The organism is Variovorax sp. J31P207 (assembly GCF_030316965.1).
Lineage (GTDB): Bacteria > Pseudomonadota > Gammaproteobacteria > Burkholderiales > Burkholderiaceae_C > Variovorax > Variovorax ginsengisoli_B.
In genome coordinates this window covers 172,968-194,435 of the sequence record NZ_JASZYN010000004.1, presented here as the reverse complement: position 1 = coordinate 194,435, position 21,468 = coordinate 172,968, and the positions used below count along the sequence as shown (strand labels likewise).

General features: G+C 66.1%; 15 protein-coding genes and 4 tRNA genes. 14 read left to right on the top strand and 5 right to left on the bottom strand.

Annotated features, from left to right (window positions below):
- Positions 1–29: 29 nt before the first annotated feature.
- From QTI68_RS15515 to QTI68_RS15470, 10 genes are all read left to right on the top strand, one after another.
- Positions 30–1,943, top strand: a complete 1,914-nt coding sequence (locus QTI68_RS15515) for a potassium transporter Kup (protein ID WP_503011685.1) — start codon at positions 30–32, stop codon at positions 1,941–1,943.
- 117 nt (positions 1,944–2,060) lie between these two features.
- Complete coding sequence (locus QTI68_RS15510) at positions 2,061–3,179, top strand: efflux RND transporter periplasmic adaptor subunit (protein ID WP_286522475.1); 1,119 nt, start codon at positions 2,061–2,063, stop codon at positions 3,177–3,179.
- 10 nt (positions 3,180–3,189) lie between these two features.
- Positions 3,190–6,357, top strand: coding sequence for an efflux RND transporter permease subunit (locus QTI68_RS15505; RefSeq protein WP_286522473.1), 3,168 nt, complete (start codon positions 3,190–3,192; stop codon positions 6,355–6,357).
- Positions 6,358–6,474: 117 nt separating this feature from the next.
- A tRNA-Leu gene (locus tag QTI68_RS15500) sits at positions 6,475–6,561 on the top strand.
- A 31-nt stretch (positions 6,562–6,592) separates the two neighbouring features.
- Positions 6,593–7,906: a trigger factor gene (gene tig / locus QTI68_RS15495; RefSeq protein WP_286522471.1), complete on the top strand. Its 1,314-nt coding sequence runs from the start codon at positions 6,593–6,595 to the stop codon at positions 7,904–7,906.
- A 91-nt stretch (positions 7,907–7,997) separates the two neighbouring features.
- Positions 7,998–8,606: an ATP-dependent Clp endopeptidase proteolytic subunit ClpP gene (gene clpP, locus QTI68_RS15490; protein WP_286504210.1), complete on the top strand. Its 609-nt coding sequence runs from the start codon at positions 7,998–8,000 to the stop codon at positions 8,604–8,606.
- Between the two features lie 142 nt (positions 8,607–8,748).
- The gene (gene clpX / locus QTI68_RS15485) at positions 8,749–10,014 is read left to right on the top strand and encodes an ATP-dependent Clp protease ATP-binding subunit ClpX (protein ID WP_286522469.1); all 1,266 of its coding nucleotides are present in this window, start codon (positions 8,749–8,751) and stop codon (positions 10,012–10,014) included.
- A 119-nt stretch (positions 10,015–10,133) separates the two neighbouring features.
- Entirely contained in the window at positions 10,134–12,575 is a 2,442-nt protein-coding gene (gene lon, locus QTI68_RS15480) for an endopeptidase La (RefSeq protein ID WP_286504212.1), read from the top strand.
- A 54-nt stretch (positions 12,576–12,629) separates the two neighbouring features.
- A tRNA-Gly gene (locus QTI68_RS15475) sits at positions 12,630–12,705 on the top strand.
- 304 nt (positions 12,706–13,009) lie between these two features.
- A complete protein-coding gene (locus tag QTI68_RS15470) occupies positions 13,010–13,738 on the top strand; it encodes a Crp/Fnr family transcriptional regulator (protein WP_286522467.1) in 729 nt (242 codons plus the stop codon).
- A gap of 41 nt (positions 13,739–13,779) precedes the next feature.
- Here the strand turns inward: QTI68_RS15470 and QTI68_RS15465 are convergent, their stop codons facing one another.
- Together QTI68_RS15465 and QTI68_RS15460 are read right to left on the bottom strand one after the other, a co-directional pair.
- Positions 13,780–15,057, bottom strand: coding sequence for an MFS transporter (locus QTI68_RS15465; protein WP_286522465.1), 1,278 nt, complete (start codon positions 15,055–15,057; stop codon positions 13,780–13,782).
- Positions 15,058–15,158: 101 nt separating this feature from the next.
- On the bottom strand, positions 15,159–15,572 hold the full coding sequence (locus QTI68_RS15460; RefSeq protein WP_286522464.1) for a hypothetical protein: 414 nt from the start codon (positions 15,570–15,572) through the stop codon (positions 15,159–15,161).
- Positions 15,573–15,955: 383 nt separating this feature from the next.
- On the opposite strand from QTI68_RS15460, the gene QTI68_RS15455 reads away from it, so the two are divergent.
- From QTI68_RS15455 to QTI68_RS15440, 4 genes are all read left to right on the top strand, one after another.
- Positions 15,956–16,029 (top strand) — tRNA-Cys (locus QTI68_RS15455).
- Between the two features lie 86 nt (positions 16,030–16,115).
- Positions 16,116–16,208: transfer RNA gene (locus QTI68_RS15450), tRNA-Leu, on the top strand.
- A gap of 22 nt (positions 16,209–16,230) precedes the next feature.
- Positions 16,231–16,863, top strand: a complete 633-nt coding sequence (locus tag QTI68_RS15445) for a DUF6806 family protein (protein WP_286504213.1) — start codon at positions 16,231–16,233, stop codon at positions 16,861–16,863.
- A 77-nt stretch (positions 16,864–16,940) separates the two neighbouring features.
- On the top strand, positions 16,941–18,242 hold the full coding sequence (locus QTI68_RS15440; protein WP_286522463.1) for an MFS transporter: 1,302 nt from the start codon (positions 16,941–16,943) through the stop codon (positions 18,240–18,242).
- Positions 18,243–18,253: 11 nt separating this feature from the next.
- Here the strand turns inward: QTI68_RS15440 and QTI68_RS15435 are convergent, their stop codons facing one another.
- The 3 genes from QTI68_RS15435 to QTI68_RS15425 are packed head-to-tail and all read right to left on the bottom strand — an operon-like array spanning position 18,254 to position 21,383.
- Entirely contained in the window at positions 18,254–19,024 is a 771-nt protein-coding gene (locus QTI68_RS15435) for a PA3715 family protein (RefSeq protein ID WP_286522461.1), read from the bottom strand.
- Entirely contained in the window at positions 19,024–19,836 is an 813-nt protein-coding gene (murI, locus tag QTI68_RS15430) for a glutamate racemase (RefSeq protein ID WP_286522460.1), read from the bottom strand. The genes QTI68_RS15435 and murI overlap by 1 nt, the downstream gene beginning before the upstream one ends.
- Complete coding sequence (locus tag QTI68_RS15425) at positions 19,833–21,383, bottom strand: fumarate hydratase (RefSeq protein WP_286522458.1); 1,551 nt, start codon at positions 21,381–21,383, stop codon at positions 19,833–19,835. The genes murI and QTI68_RS15425 overlap by 4 nt, the downstream gene beginning before the upstream one ends.
- Between the last annotated feature and the right edge of the window lie 85 nt (positions 21,384–21,468).

Sequence of the window (21,468 nt, the reverse complement as noted above, 5' to 3'; positions counted from 1 at the left end):
CGATCGGAGCGCCCACGAATCCCCCCGCCATGCCCATATCGACGTCGCAGACGAATCTCTCCCATCCTGCGCCGCACCGGCAGCGGCTGCCGCTCGTCATGGTCGCCGCCCTCGGCGTGGTCTTCGGCGACATCGGCACCTCGCCGCTCTACGCCTTCAAGGAGACGATGAACCCGGAGCATGGCGTGCCGTTCACGCCCGACTCGGTACTCGGGCTCCTGTCGCTGATCTTCTGGGGGCTGATGTTCGTCGTGACGCTGAAGTACGTGGTGTTCGTGCTGCGCGCCGACCACGACGGCGAAGGCGGCATCCTGGCGCTGCAGGCGCTGGCCGCCGGCGCGGTGTCCAAGCCGCCGGCGCGGCGCTGGCTCGTGCAGGCCGTCGGCTGGCTGGGCCTGGTGGGTGCCGCCACCTTCTATGGCGACAGCCTGATCACGCCCGCCATCTCGGTCCTGTCGGCGGTCGAGGGCCTCGAAGTCGAGGCGCCGGGGCTGCAGCCCTTCGTGATCCCGATCACGGTCTCGATCCTGATCGCCTTCTTCGCGGTCCAGCGCAAGGGCACCGGGGTGGTCGGCAACATCTTCGGGCCCGTGATGCTGCTGTGGTTCGTCCTGATCGCGTTGGCGGGCCTGTGGCAGGTGCTGCAGCAGCCGCAGGTGCTGGCGGCGCTCGACCCGCAGCGTGCACTAGGCTTCCTGTTGCACCACCGGGCCCAGTCGCTGGCGGTGCTGGGCGCTGTGTTCCTGGCCTTCACCGGCGGCGAGGCGCTCTATGCCGACATGGGGCATTTCGGCGCCAGGCCGATCCGGCTGGCCTGGCTTTTCATCGCCTTGCCCGCGCTGGCCCTGAACTATTTCGGCCAGGGCGCGCTGGTGCTGGGCAATCCGGCCGCCATCGACAACCCGTTCTTCCGTCTCTTCCCGTCTTGGGGCGTGCTGCCGATGGTGGTGCTGGCCGCGATGGCCACCGTGATCGCCTCGCAGGCGGTGATCTCCGGCGCCTTCTCGATCACGGCCCAGGCCATGCGCATGGGCTACCTGCCGCGCATGCAGGTGGTCCAGACCTCCGGCCTGGCCATCGGGCAGATCTACGTGCCGACCATCAACTGGCTGCTGATGGTGGGCGTGCTGCTGCTGGTGATCGGCTTTCGCAGTTCGAGCGCGCTGTCGGCCGCCTACGGGATCGCGGTGTCGATCACGATGGTGACGACCACGCTGCTGACCGGCGTGGTGGCTTGGCGCCTCTGGCGCTGGAACCGGGTGGCGGTGCTGGCCGGGGTGCTGGTGTTCGCGCTGGTCGACGTCACCTTCGTCACCGCCAACAGCCTGAAGATCCTGCAGGGCGGCTGGCTGACGCTGGCCGTGGCGGTGGGGGTGATGCTGTTGTTCACGACCTGGGGCAAGGGCCGCCGGCTCGGGCTGGCCGCCGCGGAGGCCGAGCGGCTGCCGCTCGAACCCTTCGTCCGCTCGCTGGAGGCCCACATGCCCTACCGGGTCCGCGGCACGGCCGTGTTTCTCAATGCCGATGCCGACTCGGTCCCGCACGCCCTGCTGCACAACCTCAAGCACAACCAGGTGCTGCACGAACAGGCGATCGTGCTGCGGGTGCTGCCCTGCAACACGCCGCGGGTCGACGCCCGCCAGCGGATCGAGGCCGAGTCGCTCGGCAGCGGCGTCTGGGTCGTCACCGCCCGCCACGGCTACATGGAACGCCCCGACGTGCCCGAGTTCATCCGCATCCTGGCCTACCAGAAGGGCCTGGCCTGCGACTCGATGACGACCTCGTACTTCGTCTCGCGGGCCTCCGTCGTCGATGCCCACCTGCCGGGCATGAACCCCTTGCGCCGGGCTCTGTTCCGCTGGCTTCAGCGTAACGCGGGCCGGGCTTCCGATTATTTCGAGCTGCCGGGGAACCGGCTGGTGGAGATGGGGCAGCGGGGGTAGCGGAGGGCCGGCGGGACCGAAGTCGCCCCCGATTCCGTTTGACATCGATTCGCGTTTACCCTAGATTACTAACCGGCTGGTCATTAATGACCCCGTCCGCAATCTCAAGGGTGCTCCATGACCGCGTCGACCTCCAACCCATTTCCCGGCCGCGCCTGGCTGTTGCTGGCCGTGCTCGCGCTGGCCGGCTGCTCGCGCCCGCCGGCGGCCGAAGAACCCCTGCGTGCGGTCAAGGTGGTCCAGGTCGGGACCAGCGCCTACGACACCGAGCCCGAGTTCTCGGCCGAGGTGAAGGCCCGGGTCGAGTCGCGGCTCGGCTTCCGGGTTGCCGGCAAGATCGCCCGGCGCCAGGCTGAACTGGGCCAGCACGTCCAGGCCGGCCAGGTGCTGGCCCAGCTCGATCCGCAGGACTTCCGGCTGGCCGCCGAAGGCGCGCGCGCCGCGCATGCCGCGGCCCTGACCAACCGCGACCTCTCGCTGGCCGACCTGAAGCGCTATCGCGAACTGCGCGAGCAGAACTTCATCAGCGGTGCCGATCTCGAGCGCCGGGAAAGCACCTACAAGGCCGCCCAGGCGCAGCTCGAGCAGGCGCAGGCGCAGCTGTCGGCGCAGGGCAACCAGACCAGCTACACCTCGCTGGTGGCCGACGTGCCCGGCATCGTGACGGCGATCGAGGCCGAGCCCGGCCAGGTGGTCGCGGCCGGCGCGCCGGTGGTGCGGATCGCCCAGGACGGCGCCCGCGACGTGGTCTTCGCGGTGCCCGAGGACCGCGCGGCCCTGGTCAAGCCGGGCTCGCCGGTGGCGGTGCGCGGCTGGTCCGGCGGCGGCGAACTCGAGGGCAAGGTGCGCGAGGTCGCGGCCAGCGCCGATGCCGTCACCCGCACCTATTCCGTCAAGGTGGCGATCGATGCCGCCACGGCGCCGGCGCTGGGCGCCACCGTCTACGCGCGCCCCAAGGCCCTGTCGCACAGCGGCACGCCGGTGCTCAAGCTGCCGACCAGCGCCCTGCGCCAGGAGGGCAGCGGCAGCGCCGTCTGGGTGCTCGATCCGGCCAGCCTGACGGTGCGCTCGCAGCCGGTGCAGGTGGCGACCGCCGACGGCAACGAGGCGGTCATCGCCTCCGGCCTCGCGCCCGGCATGCTGGTGGTGGCGGCCGGCGTGCACGTGCTGTCGCCGGGGCAGAAGGTGTCGATCTACCGCGACAAGTCCGCGGCGGCGCCGGTGGCGGTGCGCTGAGGACACCGCGATGAGCGCGCAGCAGAACGCCGACGCCGGCAAGGCCGGATTCAACCTTTCGAAATGGGCCCTCGAGCACGCGGCCCTCACCCGCTACCTGATGCTGGTGCTGATGCTGCTGGGCTTCGCGTCCTATTTCCAGCTCGGCCAGGACGAAGACCCGCCGTTCACCTTCCGGGCGATGGTGGTCCGCACCTACTGGCCCGGCGCCACCGCGCAGCAGGTCGCCGAGCAGGTCACCGACAAGCTCGAACGCACGCTGCAGGAGGCGCCCTATGCCGACAAGATCCGCAGCTACTCCAAGCCCGGCGAGTCGCAGATCATCTTCGAGATCAAGGATTCGTCGAAGGCCGGCGACGTCGCCAACGTCTGGTACACGGTGCGCAAGAAGATTTCCGACATGCGCCAGACGCTGCCCGCGGGCGTGCAGGGCCCGTTCTTCAACGACGACTTCGGCGATGTCTACGGCGTGATCTACGCGCTCGAGAGCGACGGCTTCAGCTATGCCGAGCTCAAGACCTTCGCCGATGACGTGCGCCAGCGGCTGCTGCGGGTCAAGGACGTGGCCAAGGTCGAGCAGTTCGGCGTCCAGGACGAGAAGATCTTCATCGAGGTCTCGCAGAAGCGCATCGCCCAGCTGGGCCTGGATTTCAATGCGGTGCTGGCGCAGATCGGATCGCAGAACGCGGTCGAGAGCGCCGGCACGATCCAGGCGCCGCAGGACGTGGTGCAGGTCCGGGTGGCGGGCCAGTTCACCAGCGTCGACCAGCTGCGCGCGATGCCGATCCGCGGCAGCTCCGGCAACCACCTGCGGCTCGGCGACATCGCCGAGATCCGCCGCGGCTACATCGACCCGCCGGCGATCAAGGTGCGCCACGAGGGCCGCGAGGTGATCGCGCTCGGCGTCTCGATGGCCAAGGGCGGCGACATCATCGCGCTCGGCAAGGCGCTGCGCGGCGCCACCGCGGAGATCGACAAGCGGCTGCCGCTGGGCGTCAAGCTGGTGCAGGTGCAGGACCAGCCCGTCTCGGTGTCGCGCTCGGTCAACGAATTCGTGCACGTGCTGATCGAGGCGGTGGCGATCGTGCTCGCGGTGAGCTTCGTCGCCCTCGGCCTGCACAAGGGCGGGCGCTTCGGCTGGTATATCGACATCCGGCCCGGGCTGGTGGTGGCGATCACGATCCCGCTGGTGCTGGCCGTCACCTTCCTGGCGATGAACTACTTCGGCATCGGGCTGCACAAGATATCGCTGGGTTCGCTGATCATCGCGCTCGGCCTCTTGGTCGACGACGCGATCATCGCGGTCGAGATGATGGTGCGCAAGATGGAGGAGGGCTACGACAAGGTCCGCGCCGCCACTTTCGCCTACGACGTCACGGCCAAGCCGATGCTGACCGGCACGCTGATCACCGCGGCCGGCTTCCTGCCGATCGGGCTGGCGAAATCGGTCACCGGCGAATACACCTTCGCGATCTTCGCGGTCACCGTGATCGCGCTGGTCCTGAGCTGGTTCGTCTCGGTGTATTTCGTGCCGTACCTGGGCACCTTGCTGCTCAAGGTCAAGCCGCACGACCCCGACGCGCCGCCGCACGAGCTGTTCGACACGCCGTTCTACAACGCCTTCCGAAAGTCGGTGAACTGGTGCGTCGAGCACCGCTGGCTCACCATCGGCGCCACCGTGCTCATGTTCGCGCTGGGCATCGTCGGCATGGGCAAGGTCCAGCAGCAGTTCTTCCCCGATTCCAGCCGGCCCGAGATCCTGGTCGAGCTCTGGTTCCCCGAGGGCACGTCGTTCGCCGCCAACGAGGAAGTGGTCAAGCGGGTCGAGCAGCGGATGAAGGAAGAGGAGGGCGTCGACACCGTCACCAGCTGGATCGGCTCGGGCGTGCCGCGCTTCTACCTGCCGCTCGACCAGGTGTTCCAGCAGACCAACGTGTCGCAGTTGCTGCTGTTGTCCAAGGACCTGCATTGGCGCGAGAAGCTGCGCCTCAAGCTGCCGGCGGTGCTGGCACAGGAATTCCCCGAGGCCCGCGGCCGCGTCAAGCTGCTGCCCAACGGTCCGCCGGTGCCCTACCCGGTGCAGTTCCGCGTCGTCGGCGCCGACCCGGCGCAGCTGCGGGTGCGGGCCGACGAGGTCAAGGCCGTGATGCGCGAGAACGCCCACATGCGCGGCGTCAACGACAACTGGAACGAATCGGTCAAGGTGATCCGCCTCGAGGTCGACCAGGACAAGGCGCGCGCGCTCGGCGTCACCAGCCAGGCGATCGCGCAGGCGTCGCGCACCATGTTCAGCGGCACCACGGTCGGCCAGTTCCGCGAGAACGACTTGCTGATCGACATCGTGCTGCGCCAGTCGCCGGACGAGCGCGAGGCGATTTCGGACATCGGCAATGCCTACCTGCCGACCAGTTCGGGCCGCTCGATCCCGCTGACCCAGATCGCCAAGCCGGTGTTCAGCTGGGAGCCGGGCGTGATGTGGCGCTGGAACCGCGACTACGCGATCACCGTGCAGGGCGACATCGTGGAGGGCATGCAGGGCGCGACAGTCACCAACGAATTGCTGCCCCAGCTGCGCGCGCTCGAGGCGAAATGGGCCGCCGACGGCCAGGGCGCCTACCGCATCGACGTCGCGGGTGCGGTCGAGGAGAGCAGCAAGGGCTCGGCCTCGATCGTCGCCGGCGTGCCGATCATGCTGTTCCTGGTGTTCACCCTGCTGATGCTGCAGCTGCACAGCTTCAGCCGCTCGCTGCTGGTGTTCATCACCGGGCCGCTCGGCATCGTCGGCGTGGCCGGCGCGCTGCTGGCCCTGAACCGGCCCTTCGGCTTCGTGGCGCTGCTCGGCGTGATCGCGCTGATGGGCATGATCCAGCGCAATGCGGTGATCCTGATCGACCAGATCGAGAGCGACCGCGCCGCCGGCGTGCCGGCCTGGGACGCGATCGTCGAATCGGCGGTGCGGCGGCTGCGGCCGATCGTGCTGACCGCCGCGGCGGCGGTGCTGGCCATGATCCCGCTGTCGCGCAGCGTGTTTTGGGGCCCGATGGCGGTCGCCATCATGGGCGGGCTGATCGTCGCCACCGTGCTGACCCTGCTGGCGCTGCCGGCCATGTACGCGGCCTGCTTCCGCGTCAAGCGCGAGACGCCAGTGGCGTCAGGAATCGTCCCGGTTAGCGTTTAAAATACGCGGTTGACCGATTTCAGGCGGGTGGTGCGAAAGCCCACCCGCCGCCATTTACCGGAAGCGCGGCACGTCTGAGCTGAGCCTTTCTCGGTATTCACCTGAAAAACTGGAACTGCGCGGGTGGCGAAATTGGTAGACGCACCAGGTTTAGGTCCTGACGTTCGCAAGAACGTGCCGGTTCGAGTCCGGCCCCGCGCACCAGCAAAAAAGACCCCTCAAAAGGAAGACTGAAATGACCGTGAACGTTGAAACCCTCGAGAAGCTCGAACGCAAGATCACGCTGACCTTGCCGGTCGGCACCATCCAGTCCGAGGTCGATTCGCGCCTCAAGAAGCTGGCCCGCACCGTCAAGATGGACGGCTTCCGTCCCGGCAAGGTGCCGATGAACGTCGTCGCCCAGCGTTACGGCTACTCGGTCCACTACGAAGTCATGAACGACAAGGTCGGCGAGGCCTTCTCGCAGGCCGCCAACGAAGCCAAGCTGCGCGTCGCCGGCCAGCCGCGCATCACCGAGAAGGAAGAGTCGCCCGAAGGCCAGCTCGCCTTCGACGCGGTGTTCGAAGTCTTCCCCGACGTCAAGATCAACGACCTGTCGGGCGCCGAAGTCGAGAAACTCGACGCCGAAGTGGGCGACGAAGCGATCGACAAGACCCTCGACATCCTGCGCAAGCAGCGCCGCACCTTCGCCCAGCGCCCGCAGGACGCCGCAGTGGCCGATGGCGACCGCGTGACGGTCGACTTCGAAGGCAAGATCGACGGCGAGACCTTCCAGGGCGGCAAGGCCGAGGACTTCCAGTTCATCGTCGGCGAAGGCCAGATGTTGAAGGAATTCGAAGACGCGGTGCGCGGCCTCAAGTCCGGCGACAGCCGCACCTTCCCGCTCTCGTTCCCGGCCGACTACCACGGCAAGGACGTGGCCGGCAAGCAGGCCGACTTCATGGTCACCGTCAAGAAGATCGAAGCCTCGCACCTGCCCGAAGTCAACGAACAGCTGGCCAAGTCGCTCGGCATCGCCGACGCCACGGTCGAGGGCCTGCGCGCCGACATCAAGCGCAACCTCGAGCGCGAGGTCAAGTTCCGCCTGCTGGCGCGCAACAAGAACGCCGTCATGGACGCCCTGATCGCCAACGCCGAACTCGACCTGCCGAACTCCAGCGTGCAGGCCGAAGTCGACCGCATGGTCGAAGGCGCCCGCGCCGAGCTCAAGCAGCGCGGCATCAAGGACGCCGACAAGGCGCCGATCCCCGACGACGTGTTCCGCCCGCAAGCCGAGCGCCGCGTGCGCCTGGGCCTGGTGGTGGCCGAGCTGGTCCGCGCCAACAACCTCCAGGCCAAGCCCGAGCAGATCAAGGCCCACATCGACGAGCTGGCCGCCAGCTACGAGAAGCCGGCCGACGTGGTGCGCTGGTACTTCAGCGACAACCGCCGCCTGGCCGAAGTCGAAGCGGTGGTGATCGAGAACAACGTCACGGACTTCGTGCTCGGCAAGGCCAAGGTCAATGCCAAGTCGGTGTCCTTCGACGAACTGATGGCCCAGCAGGGTTGATCCTGCCGGCCGCCGCGCCCTGGGGCTTGTGCTTTCCGGCACGGGCCCCATGTCGTCTGGGTACCGTATAAAACCCCTCTGGAGAGCACACATGAGCGCACAGGACATTCAAGGCCTCGGCATGGTTCCGATGGTCATCGAGCAATCGGGCCGCGGCGAGCGTTCCTACGACATCTATTCGCGCCTGCTCAAGGAGCGCGTGATCTTCCTGGTCGGCGAAGTCAACGACCAGACCGCCAACCTGGTGGTGGCGCAGCTGCTGTTCCTCGAAAGCGAGAACCCCGACAAGGACATCTCGTTCTACATCAACTCTCCGGGCGGCAGCGTCAGCGCCGGCATGGCGATCTACGACACCATGCAGTTCATCAAGCCCGACGTCTCGACCCTGTGCATCGGCTTCGCGGCCAGCATGGGCGCCTTCCTGCTGGCGGCCGGCGAGAAGGGCAAGCGTTTTTCGCTGCCCAACTCCAAGATCATGATCCACCAGGTGCTCGGCGGCGCCCGCGGCCAGGCCACGGACATCGAGATCCATGCCCGCGACATCCTCAAGACCCGCGAGCAGATGAACCGCATCCTGGCCGACCGCACCGGCCAGTCGTTCGAGAAGATCGCCCGCGACACCGAGCGCGACTACTTCCTGACGGCCGACGAGTCCAAGGAATACGGCCTGATCGACCAGGTCATCGCCAAGCGCAGCTGAAAAATAGCCCCCGCGCCGAGGCGCGCGAGCAACAACGGCGTTTTCCATAGGGGAAAGCGCCGTTTTTCTTCAGGTCACCGACGGGCTTGTGGGCTTTCATCTTCGCTATCATTGTTAAACCCCTGTTACGAGGCATCTGCCCATGGCCGAGAAAAAAGGCTCCTCCAGCGAAAAAACGCTTTACTGCTCGTTCTGCGGGAAGAGTCAGCACGAGGTCAAGAAGCTGATCGCCGGTCCGTCGGTCTTCATCTGCGACGAGTGCATCGATCTGTGCAACGAGATCATCCGCGACGAACTGCCTGCGGGTGACGAGTCGCGCGAGGCGCGCAACGACCTGCCGACGCCGCTCGAGATCAAGGCCAACCTCGACAACTACGTGATCGGCCAGGAGCCCGCCAAGCGGATGCTCGCGGTGGCGGTCTACAACCACTACAAGCGGCTGCGCCACAAGGAGAAATCCAAGGGCGACGACGTCGAGCTCAGCAAGAGCAACATCCTGCTGATCGGGCCGACCGGATCCGGCAAGACCCTGCTCGCTCAGACGCTCGCGCGCATGCTCGACGTGCCCTTCGTGATGGCCGACGCCACCACCCTGACCGAGGCCGGCTACGTCGGCGAAGACGTCGAGAACATCATCCAGAAACTGCTGCAGAGCTGCAACTACGAGGTCGAGCGGGCCCAGCGCGGCATCGTCTACATCGACGAGATCGACAAGATCTCGCGCAAGTCAGACAACCCCTCGATCACCCGTGACGTCTCGGGCGAGGGCGTGCAGCAGGCACTGCTGAAGCTGATCGAAGGCACCATGGCCAGCGTGCCGCCGCAGGGCGGGCGCAAGCACCCGAACCAGGATTTCCTGCAGATCGACACGACCAACATCCTGTTCATCTGCGGCGGCGCCTTCGCCGGCCTCGAGAAGGTCATCGAGAACCGCACCGAGGCCTCGGGCATCGGCTTCGGCGCCTCGGTCAAGAGCAAGCAGCAGAGGAGCATCACCGAGGTGTTCCGCGAAGTCGAGCCCGAGGATTTGATCAAGTTCGGCCTGATCCCCGAACTGGTCGGCCGGATGCCCGTGGTGGCGTCGCTGGCCGAGCTCAGCGAGGACGCGCTGGTGCAGATCCTGACCGAGCCCAAGAACGCGGTCGTCAAGCAGTTCACCAAGCTGCTGCAAATGGAAGGCGTCGACCTCGAGATCCGTCCGGCGGCGCTGAAGGCGATCGCCCGCAAGGCGCTGGCCCGCAAGACCGGCGCCCGCGGCCTGCGCTCGATCCTCGAGCAGTCGCTGATCGACACCATGTTCGAGCTGCCGAACGCGACCAATGTCGACAAGGTGGTGGTCGAAGAGTCGACGATCGACGAAAACAAGCCCCCGCTGCTGGTCTACCGCGAGGCGGCCAAGAAGGCCTGAATGCAGCTCCGGACGGCCCTTTCCCGCGAGGCGTCCGGCGTCTTCGACGAAGACCGTGCCCGCGCACTTGAAAAGTGCGCGCGGCCGACCATCTTTCCATGATCAAGTAAAGGATTCCCATGTCCGGTCATACCCCCCTGCCTGCCACCGAGCTCGACCTCCCGCTGCTTCCGCTGCGCGACGTGGTCGTGTTCCCCCACATGGTCATCCCGCTGTTCGTCGGCCGGCCCAAGAGCATCAAGGCGCTCGAGCTGGCGATGGAGGCCGAGCGCCGCATCATGCTGGTGGCGCAAAAGGCCGCCGCCAAGGACGAGCCCTCGGTCGAGGACATGTTCGAGGTCGGCTGCATCTCGACCATCCTCCAGATGCTCAAGCTGCCCGACGGCACGGTGAAAGTGCTGGTCGAGGGCCAGCAGCGTGCCCGCGTGAACCGCATCGACGACGGCGAGACCCATTTCTCGGCCAACGTCACCCCGGTCGAAGTGGCCGAGGCCGCGACCCAGAAGGGCACCGAGATCGAGGCGCTGCGCCGCGCGGTGATGCAGCAGTTCGACCAGTACGTGAAGCTCAACAAGAAGATCCCGCCCGAGATCCTGACCTCGATCTCGAGCATCGACGATCCGGGCCGGCTGGCCGACACCATCGCCGCCCACCTGCCGCTCAAGCTCGACAACAAGCAGGCGGTGCTCGACCTGGACGACATCAAGGCCCGGCTCGAGAACCTGTTCGGCCAGCTCGAGCGCGAAGTCGACATCCTCAACGTCGACAAGAAGATCCGCGGCCGCGTGAAGCGCCAGATGGAAAAGAACCAGCGCGACTTCTACCTCAACGAGCAGGTCAAGGCGATCCAGAAGGAGCTCGGCGAAGGCGAGGAGGGCGCGGACATCGAGGAGATCGAGAAGAAGATCAAGCTCGCCAAGATGCCCAAGGAAGCGCTCAAGAAGGCCGAGAGCGAACTCAAGAAGCTCAAGCTGATGTCGCCGATGTCGGCCGAGGCCACGGTGGTGCGCAACTACATCGACGTGCTGATCGGCCTGCCCTGGAGCAAGAAGACCAAGATCAAGCACGACCTCGCCAATGCCGAGGCGGTGCTCAACGAAGACCACTACGGGCTGGAGAAGGTCAAGGACCGCATCCTGGAATATCTCGCGGTGCAGCAGCGCGTCGACAAGGTGAAGGCGCCGATCCTTTGCCTGGTCGGCCCTCCGGGGGTCGGCAAGACCTCGCTCGGGCAGTCGATCGCCAAGGCGACCGGCCGCAAGTACACCCGCATGGCGCTGGGCGGGATGCGTGACGAGGCCGAGATCCGCGGCCATCGCCGGACCTACATCGGCGCACTGCCGGGCAAGGTGCTGCAGAGCCTCAACAAGGTCGGCACGCGCAACCCGCTGTTCCTGCTCGACGAGATCGACAAGCTCGGCACCGACTTCCGCGGCGATCCGTCGAGCGCGCTGCTCGAAGTGCTCGACCCGGAACAGAACCACACCTTCGGCGACCACTACGTCGAGGTCGACTTCGACCTCTCCGACGTGATGTTCGTCGCCACCTCGAACTCGATGAACATCCCGCCGGCGCTGCTGGACCGGATGGAAGTGATCCGCCTGGCGGGCTACACCGAGGACGAGAAGACCCACATCGCGCTGAAGTACCTGCTGCCCAAGCAGATGAAGAACAACGGCGTGAAAGAAGACGAGCTGCTGATCAACGAGGAAGCGGTGCGCGACATCGTGCGCTACTACACCCGCGAGGCCGGCGTGCGTTCGCTCGAGCGCGAGCTGTCGAAGATCTGCCGCAAGGTGGTCAAGGGCCTGCTGCTCAAGAAGATGGAGCCCAAGGTGCTGGTCACCGGCGCCAACCTCAACGACTTCCTGGGCGTGCGCAAGTACAGCTTCGGCCTGGCCGAGAAGCAGAACCAGGTGGGCCAGGTGGTCGGCCTGGCCTGGACCGAGGTCGGCGGCGACCTGCTGACGATCGAGGCGGTGACGATGCCCGGCAAGGGCGTGATCAGCCGCACCGGATCGCTGGGCGACGTGATGAAGGAATCGGTGGAAGCGGCGCGTACCGTGGTGCGCAGCCGTGCCCGCCGGCTCGGCATCAAGGACGAGGTGTTCGAGAAGCGCGACATCCACATCCACGTGCCCGATGGCGCGACGCCGAAGGACGGCCCGAGTGCGGGCGCAGCGATGACCACCGCCTTCGTGTCGGCGCTGACCGGCATCCCGGTGCGCGGCGACGTCGCGATGACCGGCGAGATCACCTTGCGCGGCGAGGTCACTGCGATCGGCGGCCTGAAGGAAAAGCTGCTGGCCGCCCTGCGCGGCGGCATCAAGACCGTGCTGATCCCCGAGGAGAATGCCAAGGACCTGCAGGACATTCCCGAGAACGTAAAGAACGGCCTCGAGATCGTGCCCGTCAAGTGGATCGACAAGGTGCTCGAGATCGCGCTCGAGAAGATGCCGACGCCGCTGTCCGACGAAGAGGTCGCAGCGTCCGCGGCGGCGGTGGCCGAGCTCGCCAAGCAGCGCGCGGCGGCGCCGGCCGAAGGATCGGTGAAGCACTGAGCTTCAGGAGTTGCGGCGCCTCGAAAAAATGCTATATAATTCGAGGCTCGAAACGCGGGAATAGCTCAGTTGGTAGAGCGCAACCTTGCCAAGGTTGAGGTCGAGAGTTCGAGACTCTTTTCCCGCTCCAATTCAAGTTTCATGGTCGTCAACGGCGCGCCATGAGTCAACAAAAAAGAGGCTTCGGCCTCTTTTTTCATTTGTGCGGCGCCACTCGAACCTGTGGCGGCCACGCGACCCTCTCCATTCGATCTTTGCGCACGACCGTTTGCTGGACGGTCGCTCGTCCATGCATGAGTCGAGCGGCGACGGCTCTGTCTCACCGCCAGGCACGAAGCGTCTCCAACGGATGCTTCTTCGCGAAATCGAGACTGCTCCTATGGCTAGTGCGAGGTGTTTTACGTAGCTTCGCCTCTTAACAGGAGTATCCGGCGATGAAGCTCGCGCACACCATCGGTCTCATCGAGAATCTGCCGCTTTTTCAAGGCCTGGATGCCGCGCTGGTCGAGAAGATCGCGAAGGCGGCGCGCGTGATGCGCGTCTTGAAGCGAGACATCGTCTATCGCAAGGGCGACGTTTGCGATGGGTTCTATCTGGTGTCCTATGGTCGCATCCGGTTGTCCTTGTTTTCGAGCCAAGGCCTTGAGAAGCCGATCCAGATTGCCGGCATGGGAAACAGCTTTGGCGACGCCACCATGCTGCAGGAATTGGCGCACTACACCACCGGCATCGCGGTGGAGGACTCAGGCCTCGTCTTTGTCCCCAAAGATGTCGTGACCGAGCTTTTGCAATCCGATGGCCGACTGGCCATGCGCATGCTGGCCAATCTGGCCTACCGCCTGCATCTGATGGTGGATGACATTGAGGACTTCCTTTTGCAGCCGCCTGCCGCGAGACTGGCGACCTATCTGTTGCGTCTCATCCCGCCGCGCAGCATCGAGACCAGGAACGTGCAATTGTTCTTGCACAAACACCTGATGGCCGCACAGTTGAACTTGAAGCCCGAAACACTGTCTCGGTACTTCCGGGAGTTCTGCAGCCAGGGGTTGATCGAACTCGATGGCAGCAGGATCACGATTTTCAGCGTGGATCGGCTCTGCCAATATGTATCGAGCGAAAACATGAGGGGTGTCGCTGGCAGGCGCAAGCACAAACTGCTGTGAGGCGGCTCGTGCTTGCGTGTCGGGTCGACCCGTTCCGGCCGTCAAGCCCGGATGGCCGCTGCCTGGAAGAATGTGCGCTCGCGCAGCCAGATGACCGCGCTGCACGCAACGATCACGACTTGCGTCCCGATCAATAGCGCGAACCCGACGAAGAATCCAGCCTTGGCGTCGCCGCCTTCGGACGCCAGGGCGATGGCCCATCCCATCAAGAGCGGCATCAGGCCCGAAACCAGGCCTGCGCAACCCAAGGCCACACCGCAGGAGCTTGCGGTGTACTCGGGCTTGGAAAAGTACTGGATCAGCGCCAGGACGCCGGGGTAGCTCAGGCCCCAGAAGAAATTGGCCGCCGTCAGAAAACCGACCGCCACAAGTCTGTTCTCGGCGTTGATGGCGAGATAGATCGAGAGCGCCACCAGCAGCGCCGATGCGCTGAACAGCAATGGCACGTTGCGGCGCTCGATGCGATCCAGCAACACGCCGCTCAGCAGGATCGAGACGACCGATGCCCACTGCGGCAAGGATGCCAGCGGTCCCATCTCGCTGAATGAAAAACCGCGCGCCTCCTTGAGGTAGGAGGGCAGCCAGCTGCCGCTCCCCCACAGATAGGCCAGCGTCATGGTGGCGATCGCGGCCATCAACAGGATATTGCGCGTCTGGAGCGCGCCATGGATCATGGTGGGCACCTTCGCGCAGGCCTGGGTGAAAGTGGGCCTGGCCGGCGCCGCATCCAGCGCGACCGGCATGCGGATGAATGCCAATACCAGGGGAATTCCGATGAGGATGTTGACCAGGCCAAGCACCACGAACGAGGCCTGCCAATGGATGCCGACCACCAGCGCGCTGATCAATGGATAGCCGAGTGCCAGGCCGATGCCGGTGCCTGTGTTCAGGATGGCGTTCGGTTTTCCGTTTTCCTGGGCGTCGTAGTACGACTTGATGTACGACGATGCCAAGGCGAACAAGGGTCCTTCGCTGAGTCCCAGGAAGACCCGCGACAGCAGGAGAGCGCCGTAGCTGTCGAAGAATGGTGTTGCCAGGGTGACGGATCCCCAGAGCAGGAGGCCGTAGATCAGGCTGCGTCGCACGCCGAACAAGGCCTCGCAGAACGGCGTGAGGAAGAACGCCGCCGAGCCATAGCCGATCATGAAGGCGGTCGCCAAGAGACCCTGGGCTGCGCGATCGGAGGCCACGATCCCCATGTGCGAAAGAAAGTCCCTGTCGGCGATGAGAATGGAAATATTGATTCTGTCGATGTAAGCGATGATGACGATCGCAAATAGCGTGAATACGCCGTGCCACCTCGATTTGTTCGATTTCATTCTTGCCTCCCTTCCGCCTGGTGGTAAAAAAATCGGCAGCTCAAAAATGAATCGAGCTGCCGAAAAAATCCCTTGTGTTTCTGGTTCTCTATCGCATCACGTCAAACTGTCATCCAGGCATGCTCTTCCACGGTCTGAAAAACGCCGGGCGGAGCCATCGGAATCTTGTTGTCGATGGAATCCCTGATCGCCGCGATCTTCATTTTTTCAACTTCCGCCAGGCTTTCGAAGCTCTCCACCATGACGATCTGACCCACCGGGCCGCCAAAGCGGACGTAGACTTCTGCGTTCAGGGAATAGAGCTTGTTGACAGCTTCCTTGCGGGCTTTGGCGAACTTCAGGGCTTCCGTTTGCTGGCCGGGATGGGGGATTCCGATACGGGTGAAAAGAACGGGCATATTGACTCCTTGATGTAGGCCGCCGGATGAATGATTGGGAAAGATCGCTGCTCCGGGGTATTTCAACGACCCGGATGTCATGCTAACCATCCATTTGATTTTTACGGACTGATGCATTTACCAGGCTTGAAATTCTTGATTTGAATCAAGGAATTATTTTTCCAATTGAATTAAAGGGTATACCCGACTTCATCGGCGTGATCGAGTCGTTGAATCCGGCGAGTGCTCGCCTCGACCCCGCCACGCGGCCGATGCGCGCGGTCACCCTCGTACATCACCTCGTGCGCGACCTGATCGCGGCGACGAACCATGGCGTTGCCCGCTGCCGGAGCCGTTTCGCCAAGATGTGTCGCCGAGGCGGGTCTGGCGTGTTGTAGAATCGTAGGCTTTCCGGGAGAAAAGCCTCGCGGCAGGTTCTGCAGGCTGGAATCCCCGAAAAGCTGGCCCCTCGCGGCTTCGACGCGTTCGACGCGTTCGGAGCGGCAAGACTGAAAAAGCGTGGCGCGATAGCAAAGCGGTTATGCAACGGATTGCAAATCCGTCTAGCCCGGTTCGACTCCGGGTCGCGCCTCCACCGACATCGGTACCCAAAGTGCAGCCCCGCCAACCCACGTTGCCGGGGCTGTGTTCGTTTGCGGTATCGTCGTTGTTCGACCGGAAGCCCGGATGGTGAAATTGGTAGACACATCGGACTTAAAATCCGCCGCTTCCTGAATAAGGGGCATACCGGTTCGACCCCGGTTCCGGGCACCACCACATCACAAGGGAGCAAGACATGCCTCGCTACAACGCTCCGTTCGAAATCCATGTGCACGGCGACGTGCCGCTGCGTTCCGACGTGAGCTTCGAGCAGATCCAGGAAGCGCTCGCGCCGCTCTGGAAGTACGCCGGCGCCAAGTCGCTGGCCGATGGCGCCACCAGCGTCTACGAAGAAGAACCGGGCATCCGCTTCGAGCAGAAGGAGCACATGCTCCAGATCTGCTGGACCGTGGCCGGCGACGAAGACTTCCGCCAGGCGCTCGACGAAATGTGCATGGCGCTCAACGAGCTGTCCGAGCAGGGCGCCGCGCTTGAGGTCACCTTCTACGACACCGACTTCGACGAGGAAGAGGGCGATCCCGACGAAGAGTCGCGCGACGATTTCCTGATGCTGTTCGTCGGCCCGAACCCGGCCGCGATCATGCAGGTGCAGCGCGACCTGCTGGTGGAAGACGTGGTGAACCTCATGGAGCGCCACTTCGATGGTGCCGAACTCGGCGGCGTGGTGGCCGAGATCGACAAGCTCTTCGGCGAGCGCTTCGACGCGCTGGTCAATTCGCTCGAGATCGGCAAGCGCCCGCGCGGCGGCACCGGGGGCGCCGGCAGCGGCGGCCACGGCGGCGGCCGCCGTCCGCGGCACCTCCACTAGCCCACTAGCGCCTTGGGTCACGGGCCGGCCACGCCGGTCCGCTATGCTCTGCGACCATCGTTTCGCGGAGTCTTCGCTTGGCCCTGTTTCCCCAGTCCGCCCTCCAGCCCGGCGTGCGCAAGCGCGAGGTGTTCGGATGGGCGATGTACGACTTCGCCAATTCGGGCTACACCACGGTGGTCATCACCGCCGTGTTCGCCGCCTATTTCGTCGGCGGCATCGCCCGCGGCGCGCCCTGGGCCGCGTTCGCCTGGACCGTGGCGCTCAGCATCTCCTATGCGATCGTGATGTTCACGATGCCGGCGATCGGCGCCTGGGCCGACCTGCGCGCGGCCAAGAAGCGGGTGCTGGTCATCGTGACCGTCGCTTGCGTGGCCGGCACCGCGGCGCTGGCGTTGACGCCGCGCCTGGCCGGGCCCTTCGCGGTGGCGCTGGCGATGGCGCTGGTGATCGTCTCCAACACCTTCTATTCCTACGGCGAGTCGCTCACCGGCGCCTTCCTGCCGGAACTGGCCACGGCCGACGGCATGGGCAAGGTGAGCGGCTGGGGTTGGGGCTTCGGCTACCTCGGCGGCATGCTGGCCCTCGGCCTGTGCCTGGCCTACGTGCTCTGGTCGCAGGCCCGGGGCCTGCCGGCGTCGCATTTCGTGCCGGTCACGATGCTGATCACGGCCGCGCTCTATGGCGCAGCCGCCTGCGTCACTTTCGCGCTGCTGCCCGAGCGGGCCCTGCCGCAGCAGCGCGGCGCCGAGCAGGGCGCCTGGCAGCAGCTGCGCGACACCTTCCGCGAGGCCCGCGCCTACCGCGACTTCATGTGGCTGCTGGCCTGCACCGTCTGCTACCAGGGCGGCGTCGCGGTGGCGATCACGCTGGCGGCGATCTACGCCGAGCAGGTGATCGGCTTCGTGCCCAGCGAGACGATGGTGCTGATCTTCGTGCTCAACATCGCAGCCGCGCTCGGCGCCTTCGGCTTCGGCTACCTGCAGGACCGGATCGGCCACCGGCGTTCGCTCGCGGGCACGCTGGTGGCCTGGATCGCGGTGTGCCTGATCGCGGCCTCGGTCAGCACCAAGGGCGGCTTCTGGTGGGCTGCCACGATCGCCGGGCTGGCGATGGGCTCCAGCCAGTCGGCCGGGCGCGCCATGACCGGCATCCTGTCGCCGCCGCGGCAGCTGGCCGAGTTCTTCGGCCTCTGGACCTTCGCCACCCGGCTGGCGAGCATCGTCGGCCCATTGAGCTACGGCGCGATCACCTGGGCCACCGGCGGCAACCAGCGGATCGCGATCCTCTCGACCACGGTGCTGTTCGTCGGCGGCCTGCTGCTGCTGCTGCCGATCGACATGCGGCGCGGACGGGACGCCGCCCTGCGCGCAGCCTGAGAGCCTGAGCCTCAGTCGGCCGCGGCGCCCTTCGACAGCCGGTAGCGCGTACCGTCGTAGCGCAGCAGGCGCGACTTGAAGGTCTGCCGCTGCTCCTGGGTCACGCATTCGTCGCCGAGCGGGCTCGAGCGGCTTTCGGAGCGGGCCTGGCGCAGCACCAGGTCGGCGTAGCCGCCGGTGCCGCTGCGGGCCACGGAGAGGCTGCCGCGCACGGTCTCGAAGCTGCCGGTGCAGTTGGTGTCCCACTCGCCTTGTTCCAGCGTGAGTTCGAGTCCGTCGAGCACCTTGGCGAGCTTCGGGCCCTGGGGCACGTAGAGCGCCAGGCTCTCGTTCGAATAGGGATTGGCCCGCGAGGAGCCCTGGCGCAGGATGCGCAGGCCGAAGGCGCGAACATCGGGCGCCAGCGCGTAGCGTGCGCCGTCGACCCGGATCTCGCTGATGCGCACGGCGTCCTCGGTCAGCACGTCTTCGTCGAACAGCCGGCTCACGATCTTCGCGCGCTCGGTGTTGCCGTTGTCGGCTTGCTGCACCACGAGCACATCGAGATCGAACTGCGTCGTGCCCGGCTCGGTCGACGGCCGCGGCAGCGGCAGCACGACGATGAAGCGGCCCGGCACGCCGCGCCAGGGCTCGCACACGGCGCGCTCGTGGTCGAGCGCGCGCTTGGGGTGCAGCTTGGCGTGCATGCGCTCGGCCAGCCCGGTGTCGCAGGCGGCGTGGGCGGCGATGCCGGCGCCGGCCAGCAGCCAGGCGGCGAACAGGACGCGGGGCAGGCTTGGCATCAGGCGGTCGCCGTGAGCCAGCGGGCGGCCGCGGCGTCCAGGGACCCGGGGGCGCCGCTGCCGAGCAGCCGGAGTTCGCCGCGGCCCTCGGTGCGCAGGGTGCCGGCCTGCTGGAGCAGCCGCCGGGTCTGCTGCGCCACGGGGGCGCCGGTGTCGATGAAGCGCACCCCATCGCCCGTGTGGCGGCGCAGTTCGTCGGCGATGAAGGGGTAATGGGTGCAGCCCAGCACCAGGGTGTCGAGTTCGTCGGCGCCGTTGCCGAAGCGCCCGGCGGCCGACAGGTACTGGGTGCAGAGCGCCGAGATGCGGGCGTCGTCGGAGCGCTCGATCGCGCCGGCCAGTCCGTCGCAGGCCACGATGCTGAAGGTCGCCTGTCCGGCCAGCGAGTCATGCAGGGCCCGGAACTTGCCGCTTTCGACGGTGACCCGGGTCGCCAGCACCGCGATGCGCCCGGTGCGGCTCAGTGCCACGGCAGGCTTCAATGCCGGTTCGACGCCGACCATCGGCAGGGCCGGGTGCCCGGTCCGCAAGCGGTGGATGGCGGCCGCGGTCGCGGTGTTGCAGGCCACCACCAGGGCCTTGATCCGATGCGCTTCGATGAGCTGGCGGGCGACCGCGTCGCTGCGTTCGGCGACGAAGGCGTCGCCGCGCTCGCCGTAGGGGGCATGCCCGGTGTCGGCGAAGTAGACGAAGCGCTCGTGCGGCAGCGCCTCGCGCAGCGCGTTGAGGACGCTCAGGCCCCCGACGCCGCTGTCGAACACGCCGATCGGATCATCGGCGCGCGAGGAACCGTCGACGTGCGCCAGGCTCAAGCCGCTTCCAGCGTGATGGTCTTGAACTCGCCGCTGGCGATGCGCTTCTGCCACTCGGCCGGTCCGGTGATGTGGGCGCTGGTGCCGCCGGCGTCGACCGCCACCGTCACCGGCATGTCGACCACGTCGAACTCGTAGATGGCTTCCATGCCGAGGTCGGCGAAGCCGACCACACGGGCGGTCTTGATCGCCTTGCTCACGAGGTAGGCGGCACCGCCCACCGCCATCAGGTAGGCGCTCTGGTGCTTCTTGATGGCCTCGATCGCGACCGGGCCGCGCTCGGCCTTGCCGATCATCGCGATCAGGCCGGTCTGGGCCAGCATCATCTCGGTGAAGCCGTCCATGCGCGTGGCGGTGGTCGGGCCGGCCGGGCCCACGGCTTCGTTGCCGACCGGGTCGACCGGGCCGACGTAGTAGATCACGCGGTTGGTGAAGTCCACCGGCAGCTTCTCGCCCTTGGCGAGCATGTCCGAGATGCGCTTGTGGGCGGCGTCGCGGCCGGTCAGCATCTTGCCGTTGAGCAGCAGGGTCTCGCCGGGCTTCCAGCTCGCGACCTCGGCCGGCGTGAGCTTGTCGAGGTCGACCCGCTTGCTCTTGTTGTAGTCGGGCGCCCAGTCGATCTTCGGCCAGAGGTCGAGCGACGGCGCCTCGAGGTAGACCGGGCCCGAGCCGTCGAGCACGAAGTGGGCGTGGCGGGTGGCGGCGCAGTTCGGGATCATCGCCACCGGCTTGCTGGCGGCATGCGTCGGGTACATCTGGATCTTGACGTCGAGCACGGTCGCGAGGCCGCCCAGGCCCTGGGCGCCGATGCCCAGCGCGTTGACCTTCTCGTACAGCTCGATGCGCAGCGCCTCGACCTTGGTCAGCTCGGCGCCGGAGGCCTTCTTGGCCTGCAGCTCGTGCATGTCGAGGTCGTCCATCAGGCTTTGCTTGGCCATCAGCGCGGCCTTCTCGGCGGTGCCGCCGATGCCGATGCCCAGCATGCCGGGCGGGCACCAGCCGGCGCCCATCGTGGGCACGGTCTTGAGCACCCAGTCGACGATGCTGTCGCCGGGGTTCAGCATCGCGAGCTTGCTCTTGTTTTCGCTGCCGCCGCCCTTGGCCGCGACCGTGACCTCGACCGTGTTGCCGGGCACGATCTCGGTGAAGATCACGGCCGGCGTGTTGTCCTTGGTGTTCTTGCGGTCGAACTGCGGGTCGGCCACGACCGAGGCGCGCAGCGTGTTGTCCGGGTGGTTGTAGCCGCGGCGAACGCCTTCGTTGATGGCGTCGTCGAGGCTGCCCGTGAAACCGCCCCAGCGCACGTCCATGCCCACCTTGAGGAAGACGTTGACGATGCCGGTGTCCTGGCAGATCGGCCGGTGGCCGGTCGCGCTCATCTTGCTGTTGGTCAGGATCTGCGCCATCGCGTCCTTGGCCGCCGGGCTCTGCTCGCGCTCGTAGGCGCGGGCCAGGTGGGCGATGTAGTCGGCCGGGTGGTAGTAGCTGATGTATTGCAGCGCGGCGGAAACCGACTCGATCAGGTCGGCTTGCTGAATGGTGGTCATTGTGGGGGAGATTCTCGTGAGTGGGGGACGCGCCCCGATTATCTCAGCCCGAAAAAACCCGCGCCTCAGGCCGGCGCCGGGCCGC